23 protein-coding genes, 1 tRNA gene and 4 pseudogenes are annotated in these 22,837 nt (G+C 44.7%); 25 read left to right on the top strand and 3 right to left on the bottom strand.

Annotation, left to right across the window (positions count from 1 at the left end; translation table 11 throughout):
* Positions 1-133 precede the first annotated feature (133 nt).
* A tRNA-Arg gene (locus RS881_RS34385) sits at positions 134-210 on the top strand.
* Between the two features lie 497 nt (positions 211-707).
* Here the strand turns inward: RS881_RS34385 and RS881_RS34380 are convergent.
* The 3 genes and pseudogenes from RS881_RS34380 to RS881_RS34370 all read right to left on the bottom strand — a co-directional run bounded on the left by RS881_RS34380 (position 708) and on the right by RS881_RS34370 (position 3,011).
* The gene (locus RS881_RS34380) at positions 708-1,094 is read right to left on the bottom strand and encodes a PIN domain-containing protein (protein ID WP_315814885.1); all 387 of its coding nucleotides are present in this window, start codon (positions 1,092-1,094) and stop codon (positions 708-710) included.
* The gene (locus RS881_RS34375) at positions 1,030-1,413 is read right to left on the bottom strand and encodes a DUF8507 family protein (RefSeq protein WP_315814884.1); all 384 of its coding nucleotides are present in this window, start codon (positions 1,411-1,413) and stop codon (positions 1,030-1,032) included. The genes RS881_RS34380 and RS881_RS34375 overlap by 65 nt, the downstream gene beginning before the upstream one ends.
* A 358-nt stretch (positions 1,414-1,771) precedes the next feature.
* Positions 1,772-3,011, bottom strand: a pseudogene (locus RS881_RS34370) (IS110 family RNA-guided transposase).
* 663 nt (positions 3,012-3,674) lie between these two features.
* Here RS881_RS34370 and ltrA point away from each other — a divergent pair.
* The 24 genes and pseudogenes from ltrA (at position 3,675) to RS881_RS62640 (ending at position 22,807) form a co-directional block, all read left to right on the top strand.
* Entirely contained in the window at positions 3,675-4,952 is a 1,278-nt protein-coding gene (ltrA, locus tag RS881_RS34365; RefSeq protein ID WP_315814882.1) for a group II intron reverse transcriptase/maturase, read from the top strand.
* Positions 4,953-6,762: 1,810 nt separating this feature from the next.
* Entirely contained in the window at positions 6,763-7,200 is a 438-nt protein-coding gene (locus RS881_RS34360; RefSeq protein ID WP_315814881.1) for a hypothetical protein, read from the top strand.
* Positions 7,201-7,428: 228 nt separating this feature from the next.
* A pseudogene (locus RS881_RS60295) lies at positions 7,429-7,581 on the top strand (hypothetical protein); the annotation flags it as partial.
* A gap of 203 nt (positions 7,582-7,784) precedes the next feature.
* Positions 7,785-8,162, top strand: coding sequence for a S41 family peptidase (locus RS881_RS34355; RefSeq protein WP_315824700.1), 378 nt, complete (start codon positions 7,785-7,787; stop codon positions 8,160-8,162).
* Positions 8,163-8,536: 374 nt separating this feature from the next.
* Positions 8,537-9,685 carry a hypothetical protein gene (locus RS881_RS34350; RefSeq protein WP_315814880.1) on the top strand — a complete coding sequence of 383 codons (1,149 nt, stop codon included), beginning with the start codon at positions 8,537-8,539 and terminating at the stop codon, positions 9,683-9,685.
* A gap of 130 nt (positions 9,686-9,815) precedes the next feature.
* Complete coding sequence (locus tag RS881_RS34345) at positions 9,816-10,100, top strand: OmpA family protein (protein WP_315814879.1); 285 nt, start codon at positions 9,816-9,818, stop codon at positions 10,098-10,100.
* Between the two features lie 191 nt (positions 10,101-10,291).
* Positions 10,292-10,858, top strand: coding sequence for an RNA polymerase sigma factor (locus RS881_RS34340; protein WP_315814878.1), 567 nt, complete (start codon positions 10,292-10,294; stop codon positions 10,856-10,858).
* A 124-nt stretch (positions 10,859-10,982) separates the two neighbouring features.
* Complete coding sequence (locus RS881_RS34335; protein WP_315814877.1) at positions 10,983-11,543, top strand: FecR domain-containing protein; 561 nt, start codon at positions 10,983-10,985, stop codon at positions 11,541-11,543.
* Positions 11,522-11,572 (top strand): annotated as a pseudogene (locus RS881_RS62360) (hypothetical protein); the annotation flags it as partial. The gene RS881_RS34335 and the pseudogene RS881_RS62360, both read left to right, overlap by 22 nt.
* Positions 11,573-11,626: 54 nt before the next feature.
* The gene (locus tag RS881_RS34330; protein ID WP_315814876.1) at positions 11,627-12,001 is read left to right on the top strand and encodes a FecR domain-containing protein; all 375 of its coding nucleotides are present in this window, start codon (positions 11,627-11,629) and stop codon (positions 11,999-12,001) included.
* A 106-nt stretch (positions 12,002-12,107) separates the two neighbouring features.
* Positions 12,108-13,013, top strand: coding sequence for a DUF4974 domain-containing protein (locus tag RS881_RS34325; protein ID WP_315814875.1), 906 nt, complete (start codon positions 12,108-12,110; stop codon positions 13,011-13,013).
* Complete coding sequence (locus RS881_RS34320; RefSeq protein WP_315814874.1) at positions 13,004-13,612, top strand: TonB-dependent receptor plug domain-containing protein; 609 nt, start codon at positions 13,004-13,006, stop codon at positions 13,610-13,612. The genes RS881_RS34325 and RS881_RS34320 overlap by 10 nt, the downstream gene beginning before the upstream one ends.
* A 365-nt stretch (positions 13,613-13,977) precedes the next feature.
* Positions 13,978-14,166 carry a hypothetical protein gene (locus RS881_RS34315; protein WP_315814873.1) on the top strand — a complete coding sequence of 63 codons (189 nt, stop codon included), beginning with the start codon at positions 13,978-13,980 and terminating at the stop codon, positions 14,164-14,166.
* Positions 14,167-14,216: 50 nt separating this feature from the next.
* Positions 14,217-14,633 (top strand): TonB-dependent receptor domain-containing protein, encoded by a 417-nt coding sequence (locus tag RS881_RS34310; RefSeq protein ID WP_315814872.1) that lies wholly within the window; start codon positions 14,217-14,219, stop codon positions 14,631-14,633.
* 327 nt (positions 14,634-14,960) lie between these two features.
* Positions 14,961-15,602 (top strand): hypothetical protein, encoded by a 642-nt coding sequence (locus RS881_RS34305; RefSeq protein ID WP_315814871.1) that lies wholly within the window; start codon positions 14,961-14,963, stop codon positions 15,600-15,602.
* Between the two features lie 19 nt (positions 15,603-15,621).
* The gene (locus RS881_RS34300; RefSeq protein ID WP_315814870.1) at positions 15,622-17,109 is read left to right on the top strand and encodes a RagB/SusD family nutrient uptake outer membrane protein; all 1,488 of its coding nucleotides are present in this window, start codon (positions 15,622-15,624) and stop codon (positions 17,107-17,109) included.
* Between the two features lie 107 nt (positions 17,110-17,216).
* On the top strand, positions 17,217-18,002 hold the full coding sequence (locus tag RS881_RS34295; protein ID WP_315814869.1) for a fibronectin type III domain-containing protein: 786 nt from the start codon (positions 17,217-17,219) through the stop codon (positions 18,000-18,002).
* A gap of 2 nt (positions 18,003-18,004) precedes the next feature.
* Entirely contained in the window at positions 18,005-18,715 is a 711-nt protein-coding gene (locus RS881_RS34290) for an arylsulfotransferase family protein (RefSeq protein ID WP_315824699.1), read from the top strand.
* A 340-nt stretch (positions 18,716-19,055) separates the two neighbouring features.
* A complete protein-coding gene (locus RS881_RS34285; RefSeq protein ID WP_315814868.1) occupies positions 19,056-19,739 on the top strand; it encodes a c-type cytochrome in 684 nt (227 codons plus the stop codon).
* A gap of 184 nt (positions 19,740-19,923) precedes the next feature.
* Positions 19,924-20,745 (top strand): glycoside hydrolase domain-containing protein, encoded by an 822-nt coding sequence (locus tag RS881_RS62655; RefSeq protein ID WP_527250364.1) that lies wholly within the window; start codon positions 19,924-19,926, stop codon positions 20,743-20,745.
* Positions 20,681-21,615, top strand: a pseudogene (locus RS881_RS62650) (hypothetical protein). Before RS881_RS62655 ends, RS881_RS62650 begins: the two are co-directional and overlap by 65 nt.
* Complete coding sequence (locus RS881_RS34265) at positions 21,602-22,090, top strand: glycoside hydrolase domain-containing protein (RefSeq protein WP_315814866.1); 489 nt, start codon at positions 21,602-21,604, stop codon at positions 22,088-22,090. The pseudogene RS881_RS62650 and the gene RS881_RS34265 overlap by 14 nt, the downstream one beginning before the upstream one ends.
* A gap of 46 nt (positions 22,091-22,136) precedes the next feature.
* The gene (locus tag RS881_RS62645) at positions 22,137-22,418 is read left to right on the top strand and encodes a hypothetical protein (protein WP_527250363.1); all 282 of its coding nucleotides are present in this window, start codon (positions 22,137-22,139) and stop codon (positions 22,416-22,418) included.
* Positions 22,394-22,807, top strand: a complete 414-nt coding sequence (locus RS881_RS62640; protein ID WP_527250362.1) for a hypothetical protein — start codon at positions 22,394-22,396, stop codon at positions 22,805-22,807. Before RS881_RS62645 ends, RS881_RS62640 begins: the two co-directional genes overlap by 25 nt.
* The last annotated feature ends 30 nt before the right edge of the window (positions 22,808-22,837 follow it).

Here is a 22,837-nt window from a genome sequence, read left to right as displayed (position 1 = left end):
CATTGGCAGGATGGGGTAGGAATATAAATAATTGTTTTCCTGATAAATGTGGAAATTTTATTGAATTCTGTTTGGGAGCAATCGATAATATCTTTATTTTTGCAGCCCATTTACACAAGGTAGATGTTCACAAGGCCCCGTAGCTCAATTGAATAGAGCATTTGACTACGGATCAAAAGGTTTCTGGTTTGAATCCAGACGGGGTCACCACATTGAATTTTCAAACTTAAACCCGCTCTCGTAGCGGGTTTTGTTTTGCCTGCACATCATCCCCATTTAATCCATTCTGTATAATCCGGTTGGGTTCAATGTTTTTGTGGTTTGATTCCAGTTTGGTAGCCGGATTGGAATAATTCAAACCGGTTCATTGCTACACCAGCAGGAAAGGACCATTCTAAAAACAAGGTCTTAATGAAATTATATTACCTAAACATATGAGACGTTAAAATCCGCCCCCGATTTAGCAGGGGAAAATGACAAAGCCTTTTCAGTGAACGGTAATAGATAAAATTATTTTTATGACGATACAAGTTTTTGAACAGCTACTAAGTGATGGGCAGGTAGCTAAAGGGCTGGGCTCTTTCGAAAGCGGATATATACACGAACTGGAAGAATAGGAATTGTTCGCCCAACTCAGGCCATCTTCATTACTATTTCCAGGAATGTCTCGATATTGCAAACATTCACTTTAGGAAACTCAAGGTTCTTCACCACATTAAAATGAGCATCATTCGTAACAAGATAATCTGCGTTACAGGATACTGCAATATCAAAAATTTATTATCATCGGGATCAGCGGTAATTACTTCCCATTTGTAATATATATGCTTGAAAACAACGTCCGGAGATTCTGTAAGAATATTTGCGATGATTTCAAAAGCCCCAGGTGCGCCGTGTACTCCTATCACTTCTTCATATTCATGCAGGATTTCCTGACACAATCCAATTTCAAATTTGCCTTCAACAAAGGCGCTCCAAATTGGCCGGTAACGGCTCCTTTTTCCTATGGCAACCAGTAAAACATTTGAGTCAAGAACTACAAGCATCAGTTGGGGGAGTGTGGCTTGCGAAGATGTTTTTAGCGAGATCATCATAATGTTGAGTGGTAATGCCTTTTTCCTTTTCCCATTCATCCATCTGGTTGTCGAGTTGTTTAGCCAGAAGTTGTACTGCCAAACGCCTCAATTGGATATAGTCCTCCTCGGGCATAGGATTTTTAAACAGGCGAAGCATATCCTGTTGCTGCTGATTAAGGTGGTTATATGATAAAGGCTCTCCCATTTTTAAAGAATGATTTATTCCCAAATTTACTTCTTTCCATGGGATTTGGCAACAAACAGGTATTGTCGGCAGGTGAAAATGATCACCTGCGGGTGAAGGATAAGGGAGCCCGATAGTGGGAAATTGGCTCATTAAAGGCTCAAAATGGGCTCAGATATCAAATTAGACTAACGTGTACATGGTCAATTTTTTTGGAGTCACCGAGCTAAATTATCCAATAATCTTTGTTACCTTATTTTATGTAAATCAATGACTTAATTCTATACAACTGCCTCAAATCCTCCATCAAACGGTTTGAAGATATTCCAATCCGGTTCACAAAGCCCTCCGGCGATAGCTGGAGGGCTTTTTTCTGAAAAGCCTTCAAGAAGTTCCTTATCAACCTATCAAGGGATCAAATTTTTTCTACGTGCTCTGAGGCACAGCTGCGGATGCTTGATAGGTGAAGCCAGTTTTTGTGCCGGTTTATATACCAGTAAAGCCTCGGCCTTTAAGGTTGCAATACAGCTTCATATCCGAGTTGTTTGATCTTCTGCAGATATGCATTAAGCTGTTTGGTTTTTATTTTTTGTTGTAATACAATTGGATCGGGTTGTGTAAAAGGTTGCTTGTCTTTAATCATATGCCAGACTGCACACAGGATCTTATGCCCTATAGCGATGAGCGCCTTTTTAGCGCCTATTCGTACCGCGAGGCTATAATATTTGTTACGTAGGTAGTCCTTTCCCTCGCCCTTGCAATGTGTAGCAGCCCAGGCACATTCTACTAGAACGGTTTTGAGTTGGGGGTTGCCTTTTGTTATTCGGCCGCTTTTTTTTACCAGCACTTTCATTATTGCCAGGACTAATACCAGCCCACGATGCAAGGTGATGTGAAGATGGGAAAGCCTCCATATTGTCACCAATTTCACTAATGATAGTAGCGGCACTATCTTTCCCAACTCCTGGTATGGTTTGCAGTAGATCAACAGACAGTTGGTGACTTTGCAGATGTTCGTCGATCGCCTGGTCAACGTCTGCGATAACTGCCTGTATTTGGGCTATAGACTTTTTGATTGTCTTGAGCATGAAGCGATGATGAGCAGTGATACGCCCCTGCAGGGATTTATGCAAGGTGTCTTTGGATGCTTTTACCCGACCAAGGGCCAGGGAGGTCAAAACAGCAGGATCTGTTTGGCCGCCAATGATGGCATCGATCACAGCTGACCCACTTTTGCCAAACACATCACTGATGACACTGCCGAGCTTGATGTTAGCGTCTTCCAGTATCTTTTGAAGGCGGTTCTTCTCGGCAGCAATCTGACCGGTGAGTTTCTTTTTATAGCGGAACAAGTCTCGCATTTCTCTTATGTCTGAAGGTGGAATGAAGCTGCCGCTCAATAATCCACTGAGCAATAATTTGGTCAGCCAACGGCTATCGGCCTTGTCCGTTTTGCGGCCAGGCACATTTTTTACATGCCGGGCGTTAACCAGCAGGATCTCGAAGTCTTCTTCCAGGATATTATAGACAGGCTTCCAGTAAACACTGGTGCTCTCCATGGCTACGTGGGTAATACCAGTTTGCTTTAACCAATGGCGCAACTGCTCTAAAGAAGCAGTAAAAGTCTCAAAACTTCGGGTTTCTTCCACTATCCCTTGACCTCCAATACTGGCTACCACACTGTTCTTATGAACGTCCAGACCGCAGCCTGCAGCTACTACCTGGTCAAACTCAATTGTTGACTTTACCATAGTAACCTCCTTGTTTTGTATATAGGAAAGTTACCATTTTTCAACGGCTCACACTTTTCATGGGCGCGGGTGCTCAAAAGGCATCAATGTTTTTGTTGTGTGCCGGGCATGTATATCAGCTCTAGGGTGAAAGTCCCGAATACGTGTTACAGTGCATAGTATTAGCCAAGGGCAAGGGTGTCCATCGCGAGGTGGAATCTGAAAGAAGCCGGCGGCAAACGTTCGAGCCTACGAACAGAAATTGCATACAAGGCGGGCTGACATGGGTGATGTTGCAACACAAACAGAAACCCTACACTGTGCAGACTGTCAGAACGTAAATGCAGAGGCTACATGAACGGAAAGCGGATATACTTACCCCGGGAGGTCTGCAGGCGATTCTTCGCTTAGAGCAGAAGTCAGCCGAAGCCGTAGTAGGAAGGAAACGAGCCATCTCCCCGTAAAGGGCAAAGACGGAAGACTCACAGCCAAACCGAAGGGCCGAATGTTAGAATGGCGAAAATGAACAAGACGTTTATGATTGAGGCGATTACAATAGAAGAACATTAGAAAACTACCTGTGTGAGGATAAGCCGGAAGCTAAAAGTAAAACACAGGAGGAGTTGAGCCTCATCATGCAACCAATGGGAATAACGCTGGGATGATTTTTTTTTAAGTAATAGTATGCTGGAAGAAATATTAGATATCCGCAATGTACAAAAAGCCTTTAAGCAGGTAACTGCCAATAAAGGGGCTGGAGGTATAGATGGTATGCAGACCGATGAACTTCGCGACTACCTGAATACCAACTGGCAAACACTGCGTACTAGTATTTTAGAAGGCACGTACCGCCCCCAGGCAGTGAAGAAAGTAGAAATAGACAAGGAAAACGGAGGCGGTAAAAGGATGTTGGGAATACCTACAGTAATCGACAGGCTAATTACGCAGTCAATAGCCCAGTGGTTGAGTCCGCAGTATGAAGCGGAGTTCTCCAATTATAGCTATGGGTTTAGAGAGAATCGCAGTGCTCATCAGGCAGTGTATCAGGCTCAAACCAGCCTGAACGACGGCAATGAATGGGTAGTAGAGCTGGACCTGGAGAAGTTTTTCGATCGGGTGAACCACGACCGGTTAATGTCGGCGCTGGCCCAAAAGATAACGGACAAGCGGACACTGAAGCTACTGCGAGCGTACCTGAACTGCGGAATAATGGAGAATGGAGTAGTGATAGAACGCAAAGAAGGCACTCCTCAAGGTTCTCCGTTATCACCGCTGATGAGCAACATTGTTTTAAATGAACTGGACAAAGAGTTAGAGGCAAGAGGCCACCGGTATGTACGATATGCAGATGACTGTAGCATCTATGTGAAAAGTGAAAAGTCAGCGGCTCGAGTGCTGACTACAATCACAGAGTTCATAGAAAAGAAGCTAAAGTTAAAAGTAAACCGCACAAAAAGTAAAGTCAGCCGCCCCAATGACAGTACGCTACTGGGTTTTTCTTTTTACCGAAGCGAAAAGGGCTGGCAAATACGTATTGCGCCCAAATCGCTGAGAAAGATTAAAGAAAAGATGAAAGAGCGAACTCAGCGTAAATCCCCCGGTAAAGTGGAAGACAAGATAAAGAAGATGGAGGCGACAATCGTTGGTTGGGTGAACTACTTTAGGATAGCCAAAGCCAAAAGCAGAATGGAGGAACTGGACAGATGGGTAAGAACGCGTCTAAGGATGGGAATATGGAAACAATGGAAAAGACCAAAAACGCGGTGGATTAACCTGAAAAGGCTGGGAATCAATCCTGGGAAAGCCTATGAGTGGTCAAATAGCCGTAGGGGCTATTGCCGCATTGCACACAGTCCAATATTGACAAGGGCATTAAATAATGAATACTTTGTCAGGCATGGATACGTAGGGTTCGCAAACTACTATTACTGGAAAACAACTCACCAAACTAAGTTATTCTGACAAACCGCCGTATACCGGTCGGTACGTACGGTGGTGTGAGAGGTCTGTGAGGGAATTAATCCCTCACAACCTACTCGATTCGCAACGTTGAAAGCTTGCTTTCAAAAGCGGAGAAGCAAAAAGCCCTCACCACGCGACAGCGTGGTGAGGGCTTTGAGTAAGGCCAATGCGAAACGGATCATGTAATAATTCTGAGGGGTCACAGAGCCTTTCGGTTATTACCGGAAGGCTTTTTGTTTGGTAGCATTGAAAGCTTGCATTTAAAGGCGGTAAATAAAAAAGGGATCAAGTCAAATTCCTGTAGACCCGGTTGTAGATTTAAAAAGAAAGGCCCCGCTCTTGCGAACGGGGCCACCTATGATACAGTTTAAATGTTATTAAATGACTACTTAACCAAAGCCCTGAAGTTAATAACTAACCGCTAACTCCTCACAGTTAATAGCAATTGGCTCTTCGCCCGTAGCCTGAGGCTCGCTGCTTTTATTCCCAACCAAAACCTGCCTTTCATTTCCTGCTGCCTGCGGACCATTGTCCAGTGCCTGGTGGCTGGCTCACCGAAGGCCTTCATCGATCACAGCGGCAAAACGAAAACCAGTGGCAATAGCCCTCAGCCGGTAGCTACCTGAAAAACAAATAGCAAACAGCCAAAACCTACAAGCAAACTGCTAAAAACCAACCGCCAATAGCGAAAAACCAATTCCTGACTAACCGCTAATTCCTAACTGATAAAAGATAACCGCTAACTCCTAACTCCAAACTGCTGTTTCTTACTCCTCAATTCGTGTTGCACAACACTTATCATTCATCAACTGTGCTTAGGGGCCCCGTCCACACAGTCGATCAGCATTTTTATTTTGTTCTTCCCCGGTCTACTCAAAAGAAACCCGGCGAAGCAAAAATCATAATCTGCGAAATCCATTTTAATCCCTTAATCTGCGATTACAAACATACAACACCAGGATACCCGTTTCCAATACCCACTTGCCGGTTTATGTCGTTTCGGCTATAAATCGACATCAATTATGTCGATTTATAGCGGTTTCGACAAAAATAGCCGAATCGACAATCGCACATTTGGAAATGCCATATCCTTCTTCTTACGTTTGTACGGTAGTGTTATTGAAAAAGAACTCATGCCGCTCAAAAGAGATCCAACGAAACAAAAGTTCATATATCCTCAATCTGCGAAATCAGTTTAATCCGTTAATCTGCGATTAAATCATGGTTCCGACAACAAACATACAATACGCAGATACCCGTTTCCAAATCCACGTTGATTGATTCCGAAAACTTTGTAAGTTTTGAGTTATAATGCTTGAAAAATCAATCATTATGCATCATTTCTTACAAAAATTGCGGTATCTGTCAAAATGCATTTGGAGATGACCTTTCTCGCGTCGTACGTTTGTAAGGAAGAATTACTGAAAGACAAAATAAAGACAAGGACGAAGAAGAAAAGTACAGAGAACGAGAGAAAGAAATCTGCAAAGCAGGGAGTAATTAACAACCAGAGGCCCGTAATCAGCGACCAATAATCAGTAATCAATAATTAACAATCCCTATCTCTACACTATAGCATCAGTATACCTTCAGTATAGATCGAGTATGCTAATAGCGACAAACGCAAAAACAGCCACTTTTCGCAAAGACTGGGCAGGCAGCTGGCGCCCCTTACCCAAAGCAACAACAATTCCGCTATTACCTGGCAGGAAATAGGAGGTGGTGGCTTTTCTAAGGGTTGCCAAAGCCGGAACGAAAAGGTTCTGGCAAAAAGCAGCTAAATTTGCGGCTCTTTAAACAGTTGTTCGATATGAAAAGTATAATGGTCTGGCTAGTGTTTAGTATGATGTCTGTTTCGATGTATGCGCAGCAATCAGGTTGCTCTTGCGTGGTGGTATTGGACAAACTTATACAGAAAGTGGAGGCAGAGTATCCCGGGTTTTCAGTAAAAACCAAAGAAAGAGTTTCCTACGACGAGTTAAAACAAAAGCTGGGCGGAGATGCAGGCAAGGTGGATAGTGCCGGATGCGGGCAGGTGCTGAGAAAATATACGGATTTCTTCAAAGATCCCCATTTATGGGTTGGTTTGAACGGCTCTCCTTTTCCTTCCGGCAACGGCGGTTTGGCAGAAACCATAGAGGTTGATGTGGTGGATTTCAAAATACAGTTAAGGGCACGCGGGATCCACTGGAAGGGGTATGGTCAACAGAAGGCTATAAAATTGGGATCAAAAGGTAGACAACAATGAATATACCGGTTTTATCATCGCAGCAACATCAACGCTGTGGAAAGCCGGAGATGTCAAGTTTAAGCTATTTCAAAACGGCTCATTTGAGTATGCACTGCTTGACCGGTCAAAAAAGAACGGACACTACAATGTGTACAAAGAGGGTATCCTATACCTGGATGCGGTTGGGATGGCATTAGTCAGAGAAGTTCCTTCGCCCTCGGTAACCCCGGCTCAGCTCAAAGAAAAATGAAGGAACTTACAGGCTTTTATTTCAAAAAACTGTCTGCCAGGACATCTATCCTTAAATTACCAAGTTTTGAATACCAGCATCTTGAAGAAATTGGTCAATTGATCTCCAGCAACAAAAAGGGTATCGAAGGTTGCGAAAACCTGATCATCGACCTGCGCGGTAATCCCGGAGGGACCACAGATGCTTATCAAAAACTGTTACCCTACATCTCGGGAAAAACAATACGAAACACAGGCGCTGAATTTCTTGCTACGCAGACCTATATCGGAAATCTGGAGGCTTACAAACGAAGTCTGAAAAAGGGCAGTCCAACGAGCGGCATAGACAATAACATAGAACTGCTAAAAAGAACCTGGGCAAATTCGTCAACTTTAACGATGCTGATAAACCTGTCTACATCGAACAGGTTAAGCCGGCATCCAAAAGCCCCCGGCATGTTGTTATCCTCGCTGATAAGGGAACAGGCAGTTCGGCAGAGTACTTTCTGTTCATCGCAAAACAGAGTAAAAAGGTCAAGCTGTTGGGTAAGCCCAGTTATGGCGCCCTGGATTACGGAAATGCATATTTAAACGATTTTGGATGTTCCGGTTACCAGGTGTTTATGCCTACCTATCGTGCCATGCGATTGCCCGAATTTCCGATAGACAATATCGGGATCCAGCCGGATGTTTACCTGGACAGTTCTGTAAAGAATTGGGTGGAATTTGCATTGAAGTATGTAGAAGAATAATTTAGAACATTACCTGGCAGGTAATCCAGGCAGGGTTGCCAGGTGGGACAGGCCCAAAAATACCTTAGGTGACTTGTTAAATATTTCTTAACCCACCATTTCCAATCCACACAGGGGGTAACAAACGGCTTTACTCATGGATATACCGGTATGTAAACATTTCTTCACTAAAAAGGATGTTATGAAATACCTGGTATATTCCCTGCTTTTCTCCCTGTTACTGGCCTTCGATGGATTGGGGCAGGTTGCCAAACTAAAAAAAAGACACCATTGAACGCAATGACCGGTATTGGCAGATCTCCCTTCGTGGAGGCCTGGACCTGGCTACGAAAAGTAAAATGCCAGGATCGGTCAAAATGCCATTAAAAGGCTACATGGCTGGCCTGAGTATCGATAAATACTGGGGTTTCTGGGGTATCGGCCTGGATGCGGACATTTTCAAGAACGATGCGCCGCATCATGATTCAACAGGATTCAGCCAGCAGGTTGCTCCCTGGGTTGTAAATAGTTATACGACCTCCTCCACTAAGCTGGAACGCTATTTTGCCGGCATTGGACCTTCCTTTAAATACCAAACTGTCAACAATCATTTTACGGCTGAATTGAATCTTCGTGGCGGTGTTACCCGCACAGATGGATCTGCTTTGTATGCACAGACATTGATTACAGGCCCAACCAGTTCCCTCCTTACCCCGCTCTTCCTTCATACAGGTTACCAGGAACAATATCATCCGGCAGCCAAAGCACAGGTACGTTTTAGTTTCTATCCGGGCAAACGTATCGGCTTACAGGCAGGCGCTTATTACCTGCATCAGTTCAACAGTGAGCAACCTTTTCAATATGCCGTATTCAATGCCAAGCCGGACGATCCGGTAATCGCTTACCAGCAAACTGCCTTATCTTCCTACGGGGCTTTTGCCGGGATCAGTTATCGCCTGTTTGACCGGAAGTCAAGACAATTAGTGCACCAGGCAAAGAGCGCTGTAACAACACCTGTGCCTGTTGCAGAAAAACCTGCGGTACCCGTAATAACAGAAAGAGATGTGATCGTACACGTGAAGGATGAACAGACAGGACAACCCTTGTACCATGCTACAGTAGTGATGAAAGGTGCTGATGGAAAGGAGCAGACAACCCATACCGATAAACAGGGTATTGCACGGTTTCCAAAAACCTTGTCTGCGGCTTACGAAACGATGGCAACGCTGAATGATATCAACTCTACCAACGCCACTATCCTTATAGCAGATTTCAATACAACAGGTTCTATCGAACGTACGCTCTATCATAATGACCCCAGGTTTACCTTGGTAGGAAAAGTGGTCAACAAAGTCACACAGTCTCCCGAAGGCAGTGCATTGGCCACCCTCACCAATGAAACCAATAATGGTGTCAGTCAGGCCTCTTCTCAATCAGGTACCGGCGAGTTCAGGTTTCAACTCGAACGCGAGTCTGATTTCTCGGTAGTGGGGAAAAAGCAGGATATATATCTAATATCGAACGGGTATCCACAAAAGGGCTGAACAGAAGCCAGGTATTGTATGTACAGATCGAACTGGGCGTAGAAGAAGCTACGAAAGGTAAAAGATCACGCTCAACAATATCTATTACGATCTGAATAGCGCCGCCCTTCGCAGTGATGCCAGTAGTGATTTGAAGAAACTGTTGATCTTCTTGCGCGATAATCCAGCGCTGCATATTGAGCTTGCAGCACATACCGATGCCAGGGGAAGTGATAGCCACAATATGCGATTATCGCAGTCCAGGGCGCAAAGCGTAGTGAACTACCTGGTGAATAATGGCATCGCCCGTGAGAGAATGGTAGCGAAAGGATACGGTGAAACCCAGTTAATGAATCGATGCGCTAATGGTGTAGGGTGCTCAGAATATGAACATCAACAGAACCGGCGGACTGAGATAAAAGTACTGAACGGGTAAATAGTCAAAGTAGATGTAATTCTTCCACTTGCCGTCGTTCCAAAATAGGTTCGACAATGGCCCCAACGAGGGACACAAAGCCTTTCAGCGACAGCTGGAGGGCTTTGTCGTGATAGAATTTCATGCAATCGTTTGACTAATAAATGTACCATCCTTTCTCCTAACTTAGAGTATATAATAACTGCTACTGCTTGATAATCTACCAATCATATACTGATGCTGAACTGCTTTTGCTCATTCAGCAGAACGACGAGGCGGCTTTTCGTGTTCTTTACGAGCGGTATTGGAAGAAGCTGCTGACGCAAGCATATTTCAAATTGCAGTCGGCAGAAGATGCAGAAGAAATTGTCCAAACTATTTTTATCAACCTTTGGCGGAGGCGCCAAACGATTCAATTGAAGCATAGCTTTCATACCTATGTCGCTTCTATGCTGAAGTATGAAGTGCTTCATAAATTATTATTACACAAAAGAGACCAGAAGAATAAAGCGGATGTACCCTGGTTGCAGGTTGTTGAGGATGATAGTACCTGCCAGTGGCTTGATTATGAGCAGCTCAGGAGTGAAATGGAGAAAGAAATACAGCGGTTGCCCGAAAAATGCCAGCTTGTATTCCGGTTGAGCCGGGAGGCCGGGCTTTCTGAAAAACAAATTGGTCAGGTGATGGGCATTGCTCCCAAAACAGTACAGGCACATATGGGTAAAGCGTTAAAACAACTAAGAACCTCTGTGCAGCGATTGCTTTACATGGTATACTGAATTGATTAGTATAAGGTATGGTTCCGCTAAATGGCAGGCCAGGGTTGGTGAAAAAAAAAAAAGTTTTGGCAGACTAAGGGTAGAAGAGGCTTCCGGCACGCTATATAGGAAACCAGTAATCTTCATGCCATCCTTCCTTACACAGGCACAGCTAAAAGAATATGCAGCAAAATGGCTGAAGGGAACCATTACACCTGAAGAAAAGGAATTATTTGAACAGTGGTATAACCAACAGGCTCCGGATTCGATCGAATGGCCTGGCGAGGAAACAGCCAGCGCCCTTCAGGAAAAAATATTCAATAAACTTCAGCATGCCATCTCCGAAGAACATAATAATACACCTGTTGTTAAAAACAGCTGGATAACACCCTGGCGAATGGCCGCTTCAGTGGCTGCACTCATTATATTGAGTATAGCAGTACTTAAATGGCCGGTAAGCAAGGACAAGAAGCAGCCGGAGCCGGCAAGCCCTTTACTCAACAAGACCATCCTGGATAAAACAACGGATTATACCCGGCATCTCACTTTGCCTGATGGTAGTACAGTGGTGCTCCGCGCCAACAGCAAACTTGATTATTCCGGAAACTTTTCAGGTAACTCCAGAGAGGTGATCCTGGTGGGCGAGGCCTATTTCGATATCGTTCACGACGAAAAAGACCCTTCATTATTCATACCGGCGAGGTAAAAACAACTGTTTTAGGTACGGCATTTTACATAAATGCCAATCCGGGATCAAAAAAAATTACCATAGCGGTTACCCGTGGAAAAGTGCGGGTAGAAAAGAAACAACAGATACTGGCTGTTTTGACACCAGACCAACAAGTAACCTATAATGCTGAGGAACAAAAGCCTGGCCAACAACAAAAGGTCAATGCTTTGGCGATCGTAACCGATTGGACAAAACAGGAGATGGCATTTGAAGATATCTCTTTCGACAAAGCTGTTCAATTATTGAACCGCCGGTATAATGTACCCATACAATTCAAGAATCCCGCTTTACAAAACTGTACGATCAAAGCCTATTTTAATGGTACTGAACCTTTAGAGAAAGTGCTGGACGTATTATGTATTATCAGTAATTCCAGTTATACCATGACAGAAAATAAAAGTGTATTACTGGATGGCCAGGGATGTGAAAAATAAAACGAAAACCAAACAATTAGCTGGATGAAAAGAAAAATTAAGCTGCGCATTCATCATTCAAAACCTCCACCGTCAACTGGGGGATAAATGAAAAACCCCTCCCGCCGTGGAAAGCTTTGAGGGGTTGCTTAAAACAATCGATTATCATTTTAAACAATTGCAATTTATGCAAAAGCCAATTACTTCTGGCATTATTCGCCTATGTAGGCGATGGGCCAGGGTGCAACCTCAATTAAATGTATCTTTTATGGGGAAAGTGAGTATTGGACTGGTCATATGTATGATTTTATCCATTCAATTCCTGGTTGCTGGCAATGGATTCGGCCAGCCATTGAAAGACAAATTAATTACGCTTGAGTTGCGTGATGTTTCTTTACGTGATGCACTTAATAAAATTGAGAAACTGTCGGGATTTAAGGTTGCCTACATCCTGCAGCAGGTAGCCAAGTATACGAATATCAATTTGGAAAAAGACACACGTTCTGTTTCCACCACACTCGAGATTATATTGTCTTCAACTCGGCTAGGTTTCAGGCAGGAGGATAATACGATCCTGATCTATCCCAAAGAGCGGGTGGCATCAACTGATGCCGGGGTTAATGAATACGCGGTTCCTGTTTTGAAGCCCATTCACGGCCGTGTTACGAATGAAAAAGGCGAACCCGTTTCCGGCGTTTCTGTCTACGTAAAAGGTAATAACACAATTGGTACCACCACCGACGATAAAGGAATATTCAAACTGGAAGTGCCTGACGAGGCAACTATGCTGGTTTTTAGTTCGGTGACGACCGAGCGACTGGAACTCTCCATCGCTGGCAAGCAGGAAGTTAATGCAGTGCTCAGGATCAAAGCTGTTCAACAGGAAGAGGTAGTTGTTGTTGGTTATGGAACGCAAAAGAAAAGTGATCTGACAGGAGCTGTGACCAGCCTGAAATCCAGCGATCTTACCCTCGGCGGTACGATCAGTAATGCTGCGCAGGCTTTACAGGGGAAAGCTGCGGGGTGTTGGTAACACAAAACTCGAAAGCGCCCGGTGGCAGCATCTCGGTTAGGATTCGCGGAGCCAATTCTATCAGCAGTACCAATGAACCTTTATATGTAGTAGATGGATTTCCCACATCGAACGGATCGGATATCAACCCCAATGATATCGCCTCGATGGAAATATTAAAGGACGCTTCTGCTACTGCTATCTATGGGGCAAGGGCGGCCAATGGTGTTATCCTGATCACTACCAAAAGAGGCCGCAATGGCAACAGCCAGGTTTCTTATAATGGGTATATGGGTACGCAAAAGATCATTAACAAGCTGAATATGCTGAATGGAAAGGAATACATGTTGCTGGCCAATGAACTGTACCAGGAAATTGATGGACAACAGGGACAACAGTTTGCGGTGTATACCGAATCCCAATTGAAATCAACCGTCAATACTGATTGGATCAAGGAAACCACCCGGTCGGGCATTGTACAAAGCCATACCATTCAGTACGAAGGTGGAAATGACAAAACAAAGATTCTTACCAGTCTTGGCTACTTTAAGCAAAAGGGCGTTTTAGAGAACACCGATTTTCCCGCATCTCGGCCCGCATTAATGTTGATCAAAGAATAAACGATTATATAAGAGCGGGGGCGTCGGTGTACGGACAACGTTCTAATTCAAATATCCAGGACTATAGCGGAAACATATTGCAGCAAAACGTATTGCTGGGCATCTTAACCTATGATCCAACGGTGCCTGTATACAATGCGGATGGTACCTTTGGCCGGCCTCCGGGGAAAGGGAGATAATCCATTAGCCAACCTGCTCGGCCGCCAGAATGAATTGAGAAAAGATTGGTTAAACGGAAACACCTATTTAGAAATTAAACCGATACCGGAGCTTACCGGCCGGGTAAATGCCGGTGTTGAGATCGCACATAATTTTACGGGAAGGTATTTACCCCGGTCTACTTACCAGGGGGCATTGACAATGGGGTGGCCAGTACCAATGATGGCACTTTAACGCACCACTTGCTGGATGCAACGTTGAACTATACCAAAAAGCTCAAGGGAGATCATTCGTTTAGTATACTGGGTGGTTACGCCTATGAAAAGACCATTTCGGAACTCCGTAATATTGGTGTAAAAGGGTTTTCCACCGACCTTTTTCGTTCAATAACTTAGGAGCGGCTTCTACGATAACGGGTATTTCATCGGCTAAATCTGAGAATATATTGATATCCTTCTTCGGCCGGTTCAATTACTCTTACCTCGATAAATACTTGCTTACACTCACCCTGCGCCGGGATGGTTCATCTCGTTTTGGTAAAGATTATCAGTGGGGTTCGTTCCCATCAGGTGCTTTTGCCTGGCGGTTGGACAGGGAAAAGATCATCAAAAGCCTGGACCTGTTCTCCAGTTTAAAATTCAGACTCGGTTATGGTAAAACGGGTAATGACCAGATAGGGAATTATGCCTCCCTGGCTTTAATGAGCAATACCCGTGTTTCATTTGATGGATCCGGTAATACAGCCGGTACACACCTTAATCAGTCAACCCCTGAGAATTCGGCTTTGAAATGGGAAACTACCGACCAATACAATGCCGGCCTGGATATGGGATTTTTGACTCCCGCTTACTCGTTACAATAGATGGATACTATAAAAACATCTGATCTGCTGATCAGAAAAACCTTCCGCTGTATTCCGGCTTTACTTCAGGTCTTGCCAATGTTGGCTCGGTCGAAAACAAGGGTGTTGAGCTGGAAGTGACCACGCGCAACCTGGTGGGTGTCTTTAGATGGGATACCCGGCTTAACGTGGCGATCAACCGAAACAAAGTACTCGATATTGGCGGCGGCGGCGATATCTCCCTGACCTCCTCAAAGCCCATAGGAACTGTTTCTGAAGAGCAATTTGCGGTGATACGGAAAGGTGAACCGATAGGCTCCTTTATATGGATATGTATATGCCGGTGTATTGCAAGCAGGAGAAAACTATGCGGCGCAACCCAATTCCAAGCCAGGGGATCCAAAATTCCAGGACCTTTCCGGGCCTGACGGAAAACCGGATGGGAAGATTGACAACTTTGATCGGACAATCCTCGGTTCTGCCAATCCAAAATTCATTTATGGGGTTACCAATACGTTCAATTATAAAAACTTTGATCTTTCTGTTTTTGTACACGGATCAGTGGGCAATAAGCTGCTCAATATGTCGCGCATGAACCTGGAATGGAACAGGACTACTGAATCGTTGAAGCGTTGGACGCCTTCAAACCCCAATACTGATATTCCACGCAACGGTTTTTATTATTCCAAATACGGTGGCTATGTCAACTCTCATTTTATAGAGAATGCCTCCTTTTTACGGATGAGAAATGTTACACTGGGTTATACCGTGCCGGCCAATTCGAAGATCTTTCAATCGTTGCGCCTGTATGCTACGGTCGAAAACTTGTTTACGATCACAAAATACAGTGGCTGGGATCCTGAAGTGGATACCAAGGGATATGAATCCAATTCAACGGGTGGACAAACAGCCAATGCCGGCGCCGGGCTCGATTTTAACTCGTATCCCAGCATGCGTTCCTTTACGATTGGTGTAAACCTCAATTTCTAGTAGGTATAAAAACAAAACAATGAAATATTCAATTATAATACTTGCGGTGTTGACTGCTGTGGGGTGTACAAAATTAGAGCCGGAGCTATACAGTGATCTAACTACGGCAAACGCTTATTCAACAGAAAGTGATATCAATGCGGCGTTGACAGGCATTTATGCCGATCTGGCGCCTTTTCCGGGAGATGGTTGGATGTATTATAACGGGTACCTCGTTATGACAACTGATTATACAACGGATATGGGATTTTCCACGGCGGCTGGTGACCCAACCAAACTCAGCAATTTTACCTATGACGCCAATAACCGCTACATACGGTATAACTGGCAATATATGTATGAGGTGATCAGCAATGCCAATGTGTTGTTGTCGAAAATTGATGCGGTAACGATGGATGAAACGAAGAAAAAAAGGATCATTGGGCAGGCGAAGTTTTTAAGGGCATTGGCCTACCGCGATCTAACCGACGGATGGGGACCTGTTCCATTGATCACTACGGTTATCCCGCCGGGCAAAACTTTAGACATGGACTTAAGTCCTGTATCGGAAGTGGATAAAGTCATCATGGAAGACTGTAAGTATGGAATCGAGAACCTGCCGTTATCCTGGAATGCGAATGAAGGTTTATCGCGGGCAACAAAAGGTGCAGCCGCTACCTTACTGGGACAGGTGTATCTCCGGGCGCATGACTATACCAATGCCAAAACCTATATCGATATGGTGCTGGACTTGAAAACCCAGGGGATCTATCAGTTGAATCCGGATTTCAAGAATGTATGGTCCGAAAGCAACAAATTTGACAAAGGGTTTATTTTTTGTATCCTGCATGAACCTGCTTTAAATGGTGGGGAGATCACCAACCATTTTGGGCCGATGGACAGCCGTGAAGTTCCTGACCGCTGGCAGTATTATGCTGTTTCATTAGAGTTTTGGAGAAAGTACAATGACCAGGATCCCAGAAAGAAGTTCTTTTATTATAACTATGAAGGTGCAGCTGCCCGTGATGCTACTACATCACATGGATACTATTATATGTTACCGGCTCCGGGACAAACAACTCCGCCCAATGATACTACGAAGTTCTTAAAGAATGTGGCCACCAAAAAGTACTCCTATGAAATGGTGTCTAATTCTTACTATGATGGCCGTACCATTGCTGTTTTACGCATTGAGGATGTTATTTTGAATAAGGCCGAAATTGAAAACCAATTAAGCGGGCCCGCGGCAGCCTTGCCTTATCTCAACCAGATAAGGGCCAGGGCAGGCGCTCCACAATATGGTGCGGCTCCGGGTTTTCCGACCCCAACGACCAAAGAAGATATGGCCCGGAAGATACTTGATGAAAGAGGCTTTGAATTGGTATTTGAATACAAGCGGCGTCCGGATCTGATCCGTTTTGGAAAATATGAATCCACCTGCAACGATTATTTGATTGCCCGTGGCCTGGCGCCGGTGGTGAAACCCAATCTCAATATTTCCCGTATCCTTTGGTGGATGCTCAGTTGAATAATAAAATGTCCGCTGCCAACGCAACAAGGATCCCCTGATAATATCATTTTCCCCTGGCAATGATTGTTGCCAGGGGGAAGTTTATCCGATCAAGATAAGTGTATGTGATGAATAGAAAACGAACAAAAGTAGTATTGATCCTGGTGGTTTTGCTGGGCCTGGCAGCCACCGGTATTGCCTTGTACCTGAACAACTCGATTTCGATCAAAAGTATTGAGTTGAGTTCACCGGGAAACTATGCGATGAACGAAGACGTGAAAGTGAAACTGAATGCAACAGCAGCGTTGTATATCAGGTATTGGAAAGAGGGTTCCGGAGAAATTTTTAGAACCGCGACCACTGGTAAAGCAATGGAGCATACGGTCAGGTTATTGCTGCTGCAACCGGATGCCACCTACCATTACGAAGTAGTTATAGATAAACTTGTCAATGCTTCCTCGAAAACCTTTTCATTTCATACACGGAAACAATCTCCCTGGTTAATACATAATTGGGTAAAAGAAGATAATCCACATGATGCCGGTGCTTTGGGCAATGGTATGGTAATGCTGTGCAATGCCAGATTGCCCGGGTATATTGCCATGGTGGATGGTAAAGGATCGGTTAGGTGGTACTGGCAAACCGACGATATCGGCGTAAGGGCCGCTACCATCACACCCAGGGGAACGATACTGGCCATGCTGCGACCGCCGATGAAAGATGTTATTGACGACACGCCGAAAGAGGAAGCCGACTCCTTGCGGGAGATGGAAAAACCGATCCGCCGCGGAGCTATGGGTTTTGCGGGCGGTACGGCCATTGCCGAGATAGATCTGAATGGCAATCAGCTTTGGCGGATCAACATGGACACTGTATTGGGGGTAAATACAAGGTCATACACCATGATGTGAAGATGGACAAGAACGGGCATGTTGTAACGCTAACCAGGAATAGTAAAGTGTTCGACATGAAACTGGTAGGAGGGAAGAATATCGACACACTGGGTGGTGATGGCATCATGGTGATGGATACGGCGGGGAATAAGATCTGGGAGTGGAATTGCTGGGATGTGTGGGATATCAAGAACGATCCTTTTATACAGCAATTTGCCTATGACCGGTTTCATATTAATTCATTAAGCTTCGATACAGATGGCAATTACCTGGTATCGTTGGCTGTGGAGGACCAGGTTTGGAAAATCAATGCAACTACCGGAAAAATTATGTGGAAGCTGGGCAAGGGTGGTGATTTCAAAATGGATACCACCAATTACTTCTCTTTTCAGCATTCAGTACATATCAATCCCTATGGAGACCTCATGGTGTTTGATAACTCGATATGGAAAAAGCAATCCGGGGCTGTTTCTTTTTCATTGGATACGGTTCATTGGACAGCCACCGCAAAAATTAATGCCATTTTGCCAAGGTCCAAATATACTTCCCGCATGGGAAGCGCCTATGTGTTGCCGAACAGGAACCTCTTACAAACCAGTTCCAAAACCGGGGCCGTGATGGTGACTGGTGAAAAGGGGAACATTTTATGGGAGCTGAACTGTTACTTCGTTCCTTACCGGGCCGAATATATTCCGAAGGGGCTCTGGAATAGTTATTTTACGAGCGAATGATTGGTAAATCTTGTTTTAATAACCTGCTTAATTAAGATCATGATACGTGTAGTTACCATCTGTGTGGTTATCAGTTTTTGCGTCATTGCTTTCCATTCCTGTCTGTCATCGGCAGGGGAGGAAAACCCGCGTTATCCCAGGAGGAGCAATTCATTATTGTAGACACGGCTTTGATTGGACTGGATAAATTTGGTGATGCAGTCCGCTACGGCCGAGAACTAATGATCAATACCGCTTATTATATAGGCCCCAAAGGGGTTAAAGGAAGCTACCTGGGAAATATCATGAACTGCACCAATTGTCACCAGGATGCGGGAACAAAACCTTTTCGTTTAACCTGATGGCCACGCACGATAATTATCCGCAATACCGGGCAAGGGAAGGGAAGATATTAACCCTGGCAGAACGGGTTAATAATTGCGTTATGAGGCCCCATAACGGCAAGCCATTGCCGCTGGATGGTGAAGAAATGGTTGCTTTCCTGTCCTACTTTAAGTGGATCAATGGTTTTGTACCGAAAGGGAAGCCTTTCAAAGGTGGTAAGAACATGAGCGTAGATTTTCCCGCCATGGCAGCCAGTTCCGAACGGGGCAATATATTGTATGATCTCAATTGTGTAAGATGTCACGGAAAAGACGGGGAAGGCCAGCTCAATGCGGATAAGACAACTTATGTGTATCCTCCTTTGTGGGGCGCCAGTGGTTATCAACCGGGTTCCAGCATGCACCGTGTCATTAAACAGGCACAATGGTTGAAAGCGAACATGCCTTATGATAAAGTGATGGTCAATAAACCTTTTCTTACCGATGAAGAGGCTTTGGACATCGCAGCTTATGTAAACAATGATGTGTTGCATAAAAGGCCGGACCCCAGGACCTTTGACTATCCGCATATAGACGAAAAAGCAATTGATTACGACCATGCTCCATTTGCCGATACCTTTTCTGTTGCGCAGCATAAGTACGGTCCTTATCAACCCATTATCGACTATTGGAAAAAGCAGGGCAAAAAGCCCAGTTATTAAGGGAACACAAAATATTTCACTACTTCATGAAGCATATGGGACGGATTAGTTTTTCATTATCAGAAACAGTTTTAGGGGCGGCTTTGGCATTAGCGCCCGTTTTTCGACTGCACAGGAGATCAGGTATACCGTATGCGACGGTTGCTGGAATCCGGATTCACTGGGCAACCATCGCGCTGTTGTTTTGTTTGAAGGTGAGGGTAACTTAGCGAAGGTTACTATCCCCTGGCGAAGGAGGGATAAGGATCCGCAAAACAGGCGTATCATCGTGGCAGATGCCAAAACGGGACTGAAGATACTGAATACTAAACCCGGTGTCGTCAATAGGGAGTATGGAGAAGTTTACTTTGAACCGGTTTCAGGTAAAGGGCAGTATTATATTTATTATATGCCCTATAAGAATGAAGGCAGGTCCAATTATCCCAGGGGAACCTACCTGAAGCCGGAAAACACGGCCTCGGAGCCCTGGATAAACACAATGGCTGACGCAGCGAAGGTTGCATCCAGGTCAACTGCTGCCGTCGTGGAGTTTCAGTCCATAGATGCTTTGAATAGCTATTTCCCCATGGAAGTTATTGCCACTGCAAAAGAAACGGATGAGTTACTATCGCGGAATGCAGGAAAGCCTTTTCTCGTTTTCCCGGAAGATCGGGAGCGTTCCATCCGGATGAGGAATGACCTGCCATATAGCTGGATACAAAAAGGGGTGCAAACATCTTTTAATGCAGAGGCGCGCAAAGGGGAATTCTATACCTGGCAACTGGGAGTATATGCACTGCAAGATCTGGATGAGGTAAATGTTACCTTTAGTGATCTAACAACCCCGGCAGGGACGAAATTACCAGCTTCGCTGATCTCCTGCTTTAATACGACCGGCATTAATTATGATGGAAAGTCATTTGCCAAAACAATAGCTATCCCCGACAGGAGATCCAGGCGCTATGGTGTGGCATCAACATACCGGCCCAGGCAAAAGAAGGATTGTATTCGGGCATTGCAACAATAAAAGCAAAAATACGGCTCCTCAAACCATACGCATCCAACTTACAGTAGGTACTGCAACGCTAACAGACGGAGGGATCAGTGAGCCCTGGAAAATGACCAGGTTGCATTGGCTGAATTCTACCCTTGCCCAGGAAAATAGTGTCATCGCACCTTATACGCCCCTACAGGTTAAAGGGAACACCATCAGTATGCTGGGTAGAAAAATGATCATCAAACCAGACGGGTTCCCGCAACAAATACAAACTTATTTCACCCCCGAAATGACGGGTTATGCTGCCACGCCTAAAAATATATTGGTTCAACCAATACAGTGGATGGCGGAATTGGCAGGGAATAAAAAGCTGACCTGGAGAAATACTGGCCTGAAGTTTACAACTATACAGGCGGGAACGGTTAAGTGGACCAGTACCAGTATATCGAATGCGTTAAAAATGGAGGTAACGGCCTCGGCTGAGTTTGATGGCTTTGTCGCTTATGAAGTAAAAGTAACGGCACTGAACGATGTATCGCTTGACAATACCAGCTTACAATTGCCGATGCATCAATCGGCTGCCAAATATATGATGGGGCTTGGCCAGCGGGGCGGTTACCGCCCTTCGGGCTTTGATTGGAAGTGGGATGTGGCGAATAAAAACCAGGACGGCGCCTGGTTGGGAGATGTAAATGCAGGTCTGCAGTATTCCTTGCGTGATGAACGTTATGTGCGCCCCTGAATACCAATTTTTACTTGCAGAAGCCGTTGGTATTGCCTTCATCGTGGGGTAATGACAACAAAGGAGGTATCAGTATTCGTGAGGAAGATAATACTGTTTTGGTAAACAATTACAGTGGTAGCCGGAACATGAAAAAAAGGGGAGGTGTTATTTTATAATTTCACTTTGCTGATAACGCCTTTTCATCCGATCAATACAGACTTTCAATGGGCTACCCGTTTTTACCATCGGTACAAGGAAATTGACACAGTTAAAGCAACAGGGGCTACGGTGATCAATATCCATCACGCCAATGAGATCAATCCCTGGATCAACTATCCCTTCATTGAGCATGCTAAAATGAAGACTTATATCGACGAGGCGCACCAGAAGGGATTGAAGGTTAAAATTTATAACACCGTCCGTGAATTGTCGAATCATGCTTATGAGACTTTTGCTTTAAGAAGCCTTGGTCACGAGATCTATTCTCCTGGCAAAGGAGGCGGCTTTAGTTGGCTGCAGGAGCACGTTGACAGCGACTATATAGCTGCCTGGTTTGTTCCGGAAATTAAGGATGCTGCTATTGTCAACAGCGGCATGAGCCGGTGGCACAACTATTATGTGGAAGGGATAAACTGGCTCGTAAAAATGTAGGTATTGATGGCATTTATTTGATGACGTAGCTTTTGACCGCATTACGATGAAAAGGGTCAAACGGGTACTTACACTAAACAATCATCCTGGCATCATTGATCTGCACTCGGCCAACCAATATAATAAAAGCGATGGCTTTAATAACAGTGCCAACTTGTACATGGAGCATTTCCCTTATCTCAACCGCTTATGGTTTGGCGAATATTTTGACTATGAAAAGAGTGACCCGGATTTCTTCCTTACGGAAGTGAGCGGTATCCCTTTCGGATTGATGGGCGAGATGCTGGAAGGGGGTGGTAATCCATGGCGCGGCATGATCTACGGATGACCAATCGCATGCCCTGGAGCAATGATGCTGACCCAAGGGCCCTTTGGCAATTGTGGGATGATTTTGGTATGAAAGGCACTGAGATGATTGGTTATTGGAGTGAAAATTGCCCGGTCAGGACCACTGATTCAAAAGTATTGGCCACCGTTTATAAGAAGAAGGGGGCTGCACTTATTTCCATCGCGAGCTGGGCCAATTCCGATACGACGGTAGATATAAATATTGATTGGGAAAAATTAGGCATCAACCCGGCTAATTGTATCGTACAGGCTCCAGCCATTAAAAATTTTCAGCCCTCGCAGGCATTCACTTTATCCAATAAAAATTTGGAAAAGCTGACTGTGCCAAAAGGTAAGGGTTGGTTGTTGGTGGTGAAGGAAGTAAAATAAGTGGCGTCCATTTCTAATAATTCTCAAAAC

The organism is Paraflavitalea speifideaquila (genome assembly GCF_032395985.1).
Taxonomy (GTDB): domain Bacteria; phylum Bacteroidota; class Bacteroidia; order Chitinophagales; family Chitinophagaceae; genus Paraflavitalea; species Paraflavitalea speifideaquila.
This window is presented reverse-complemented; position numbering and strand designations above follow the sequence as displayed.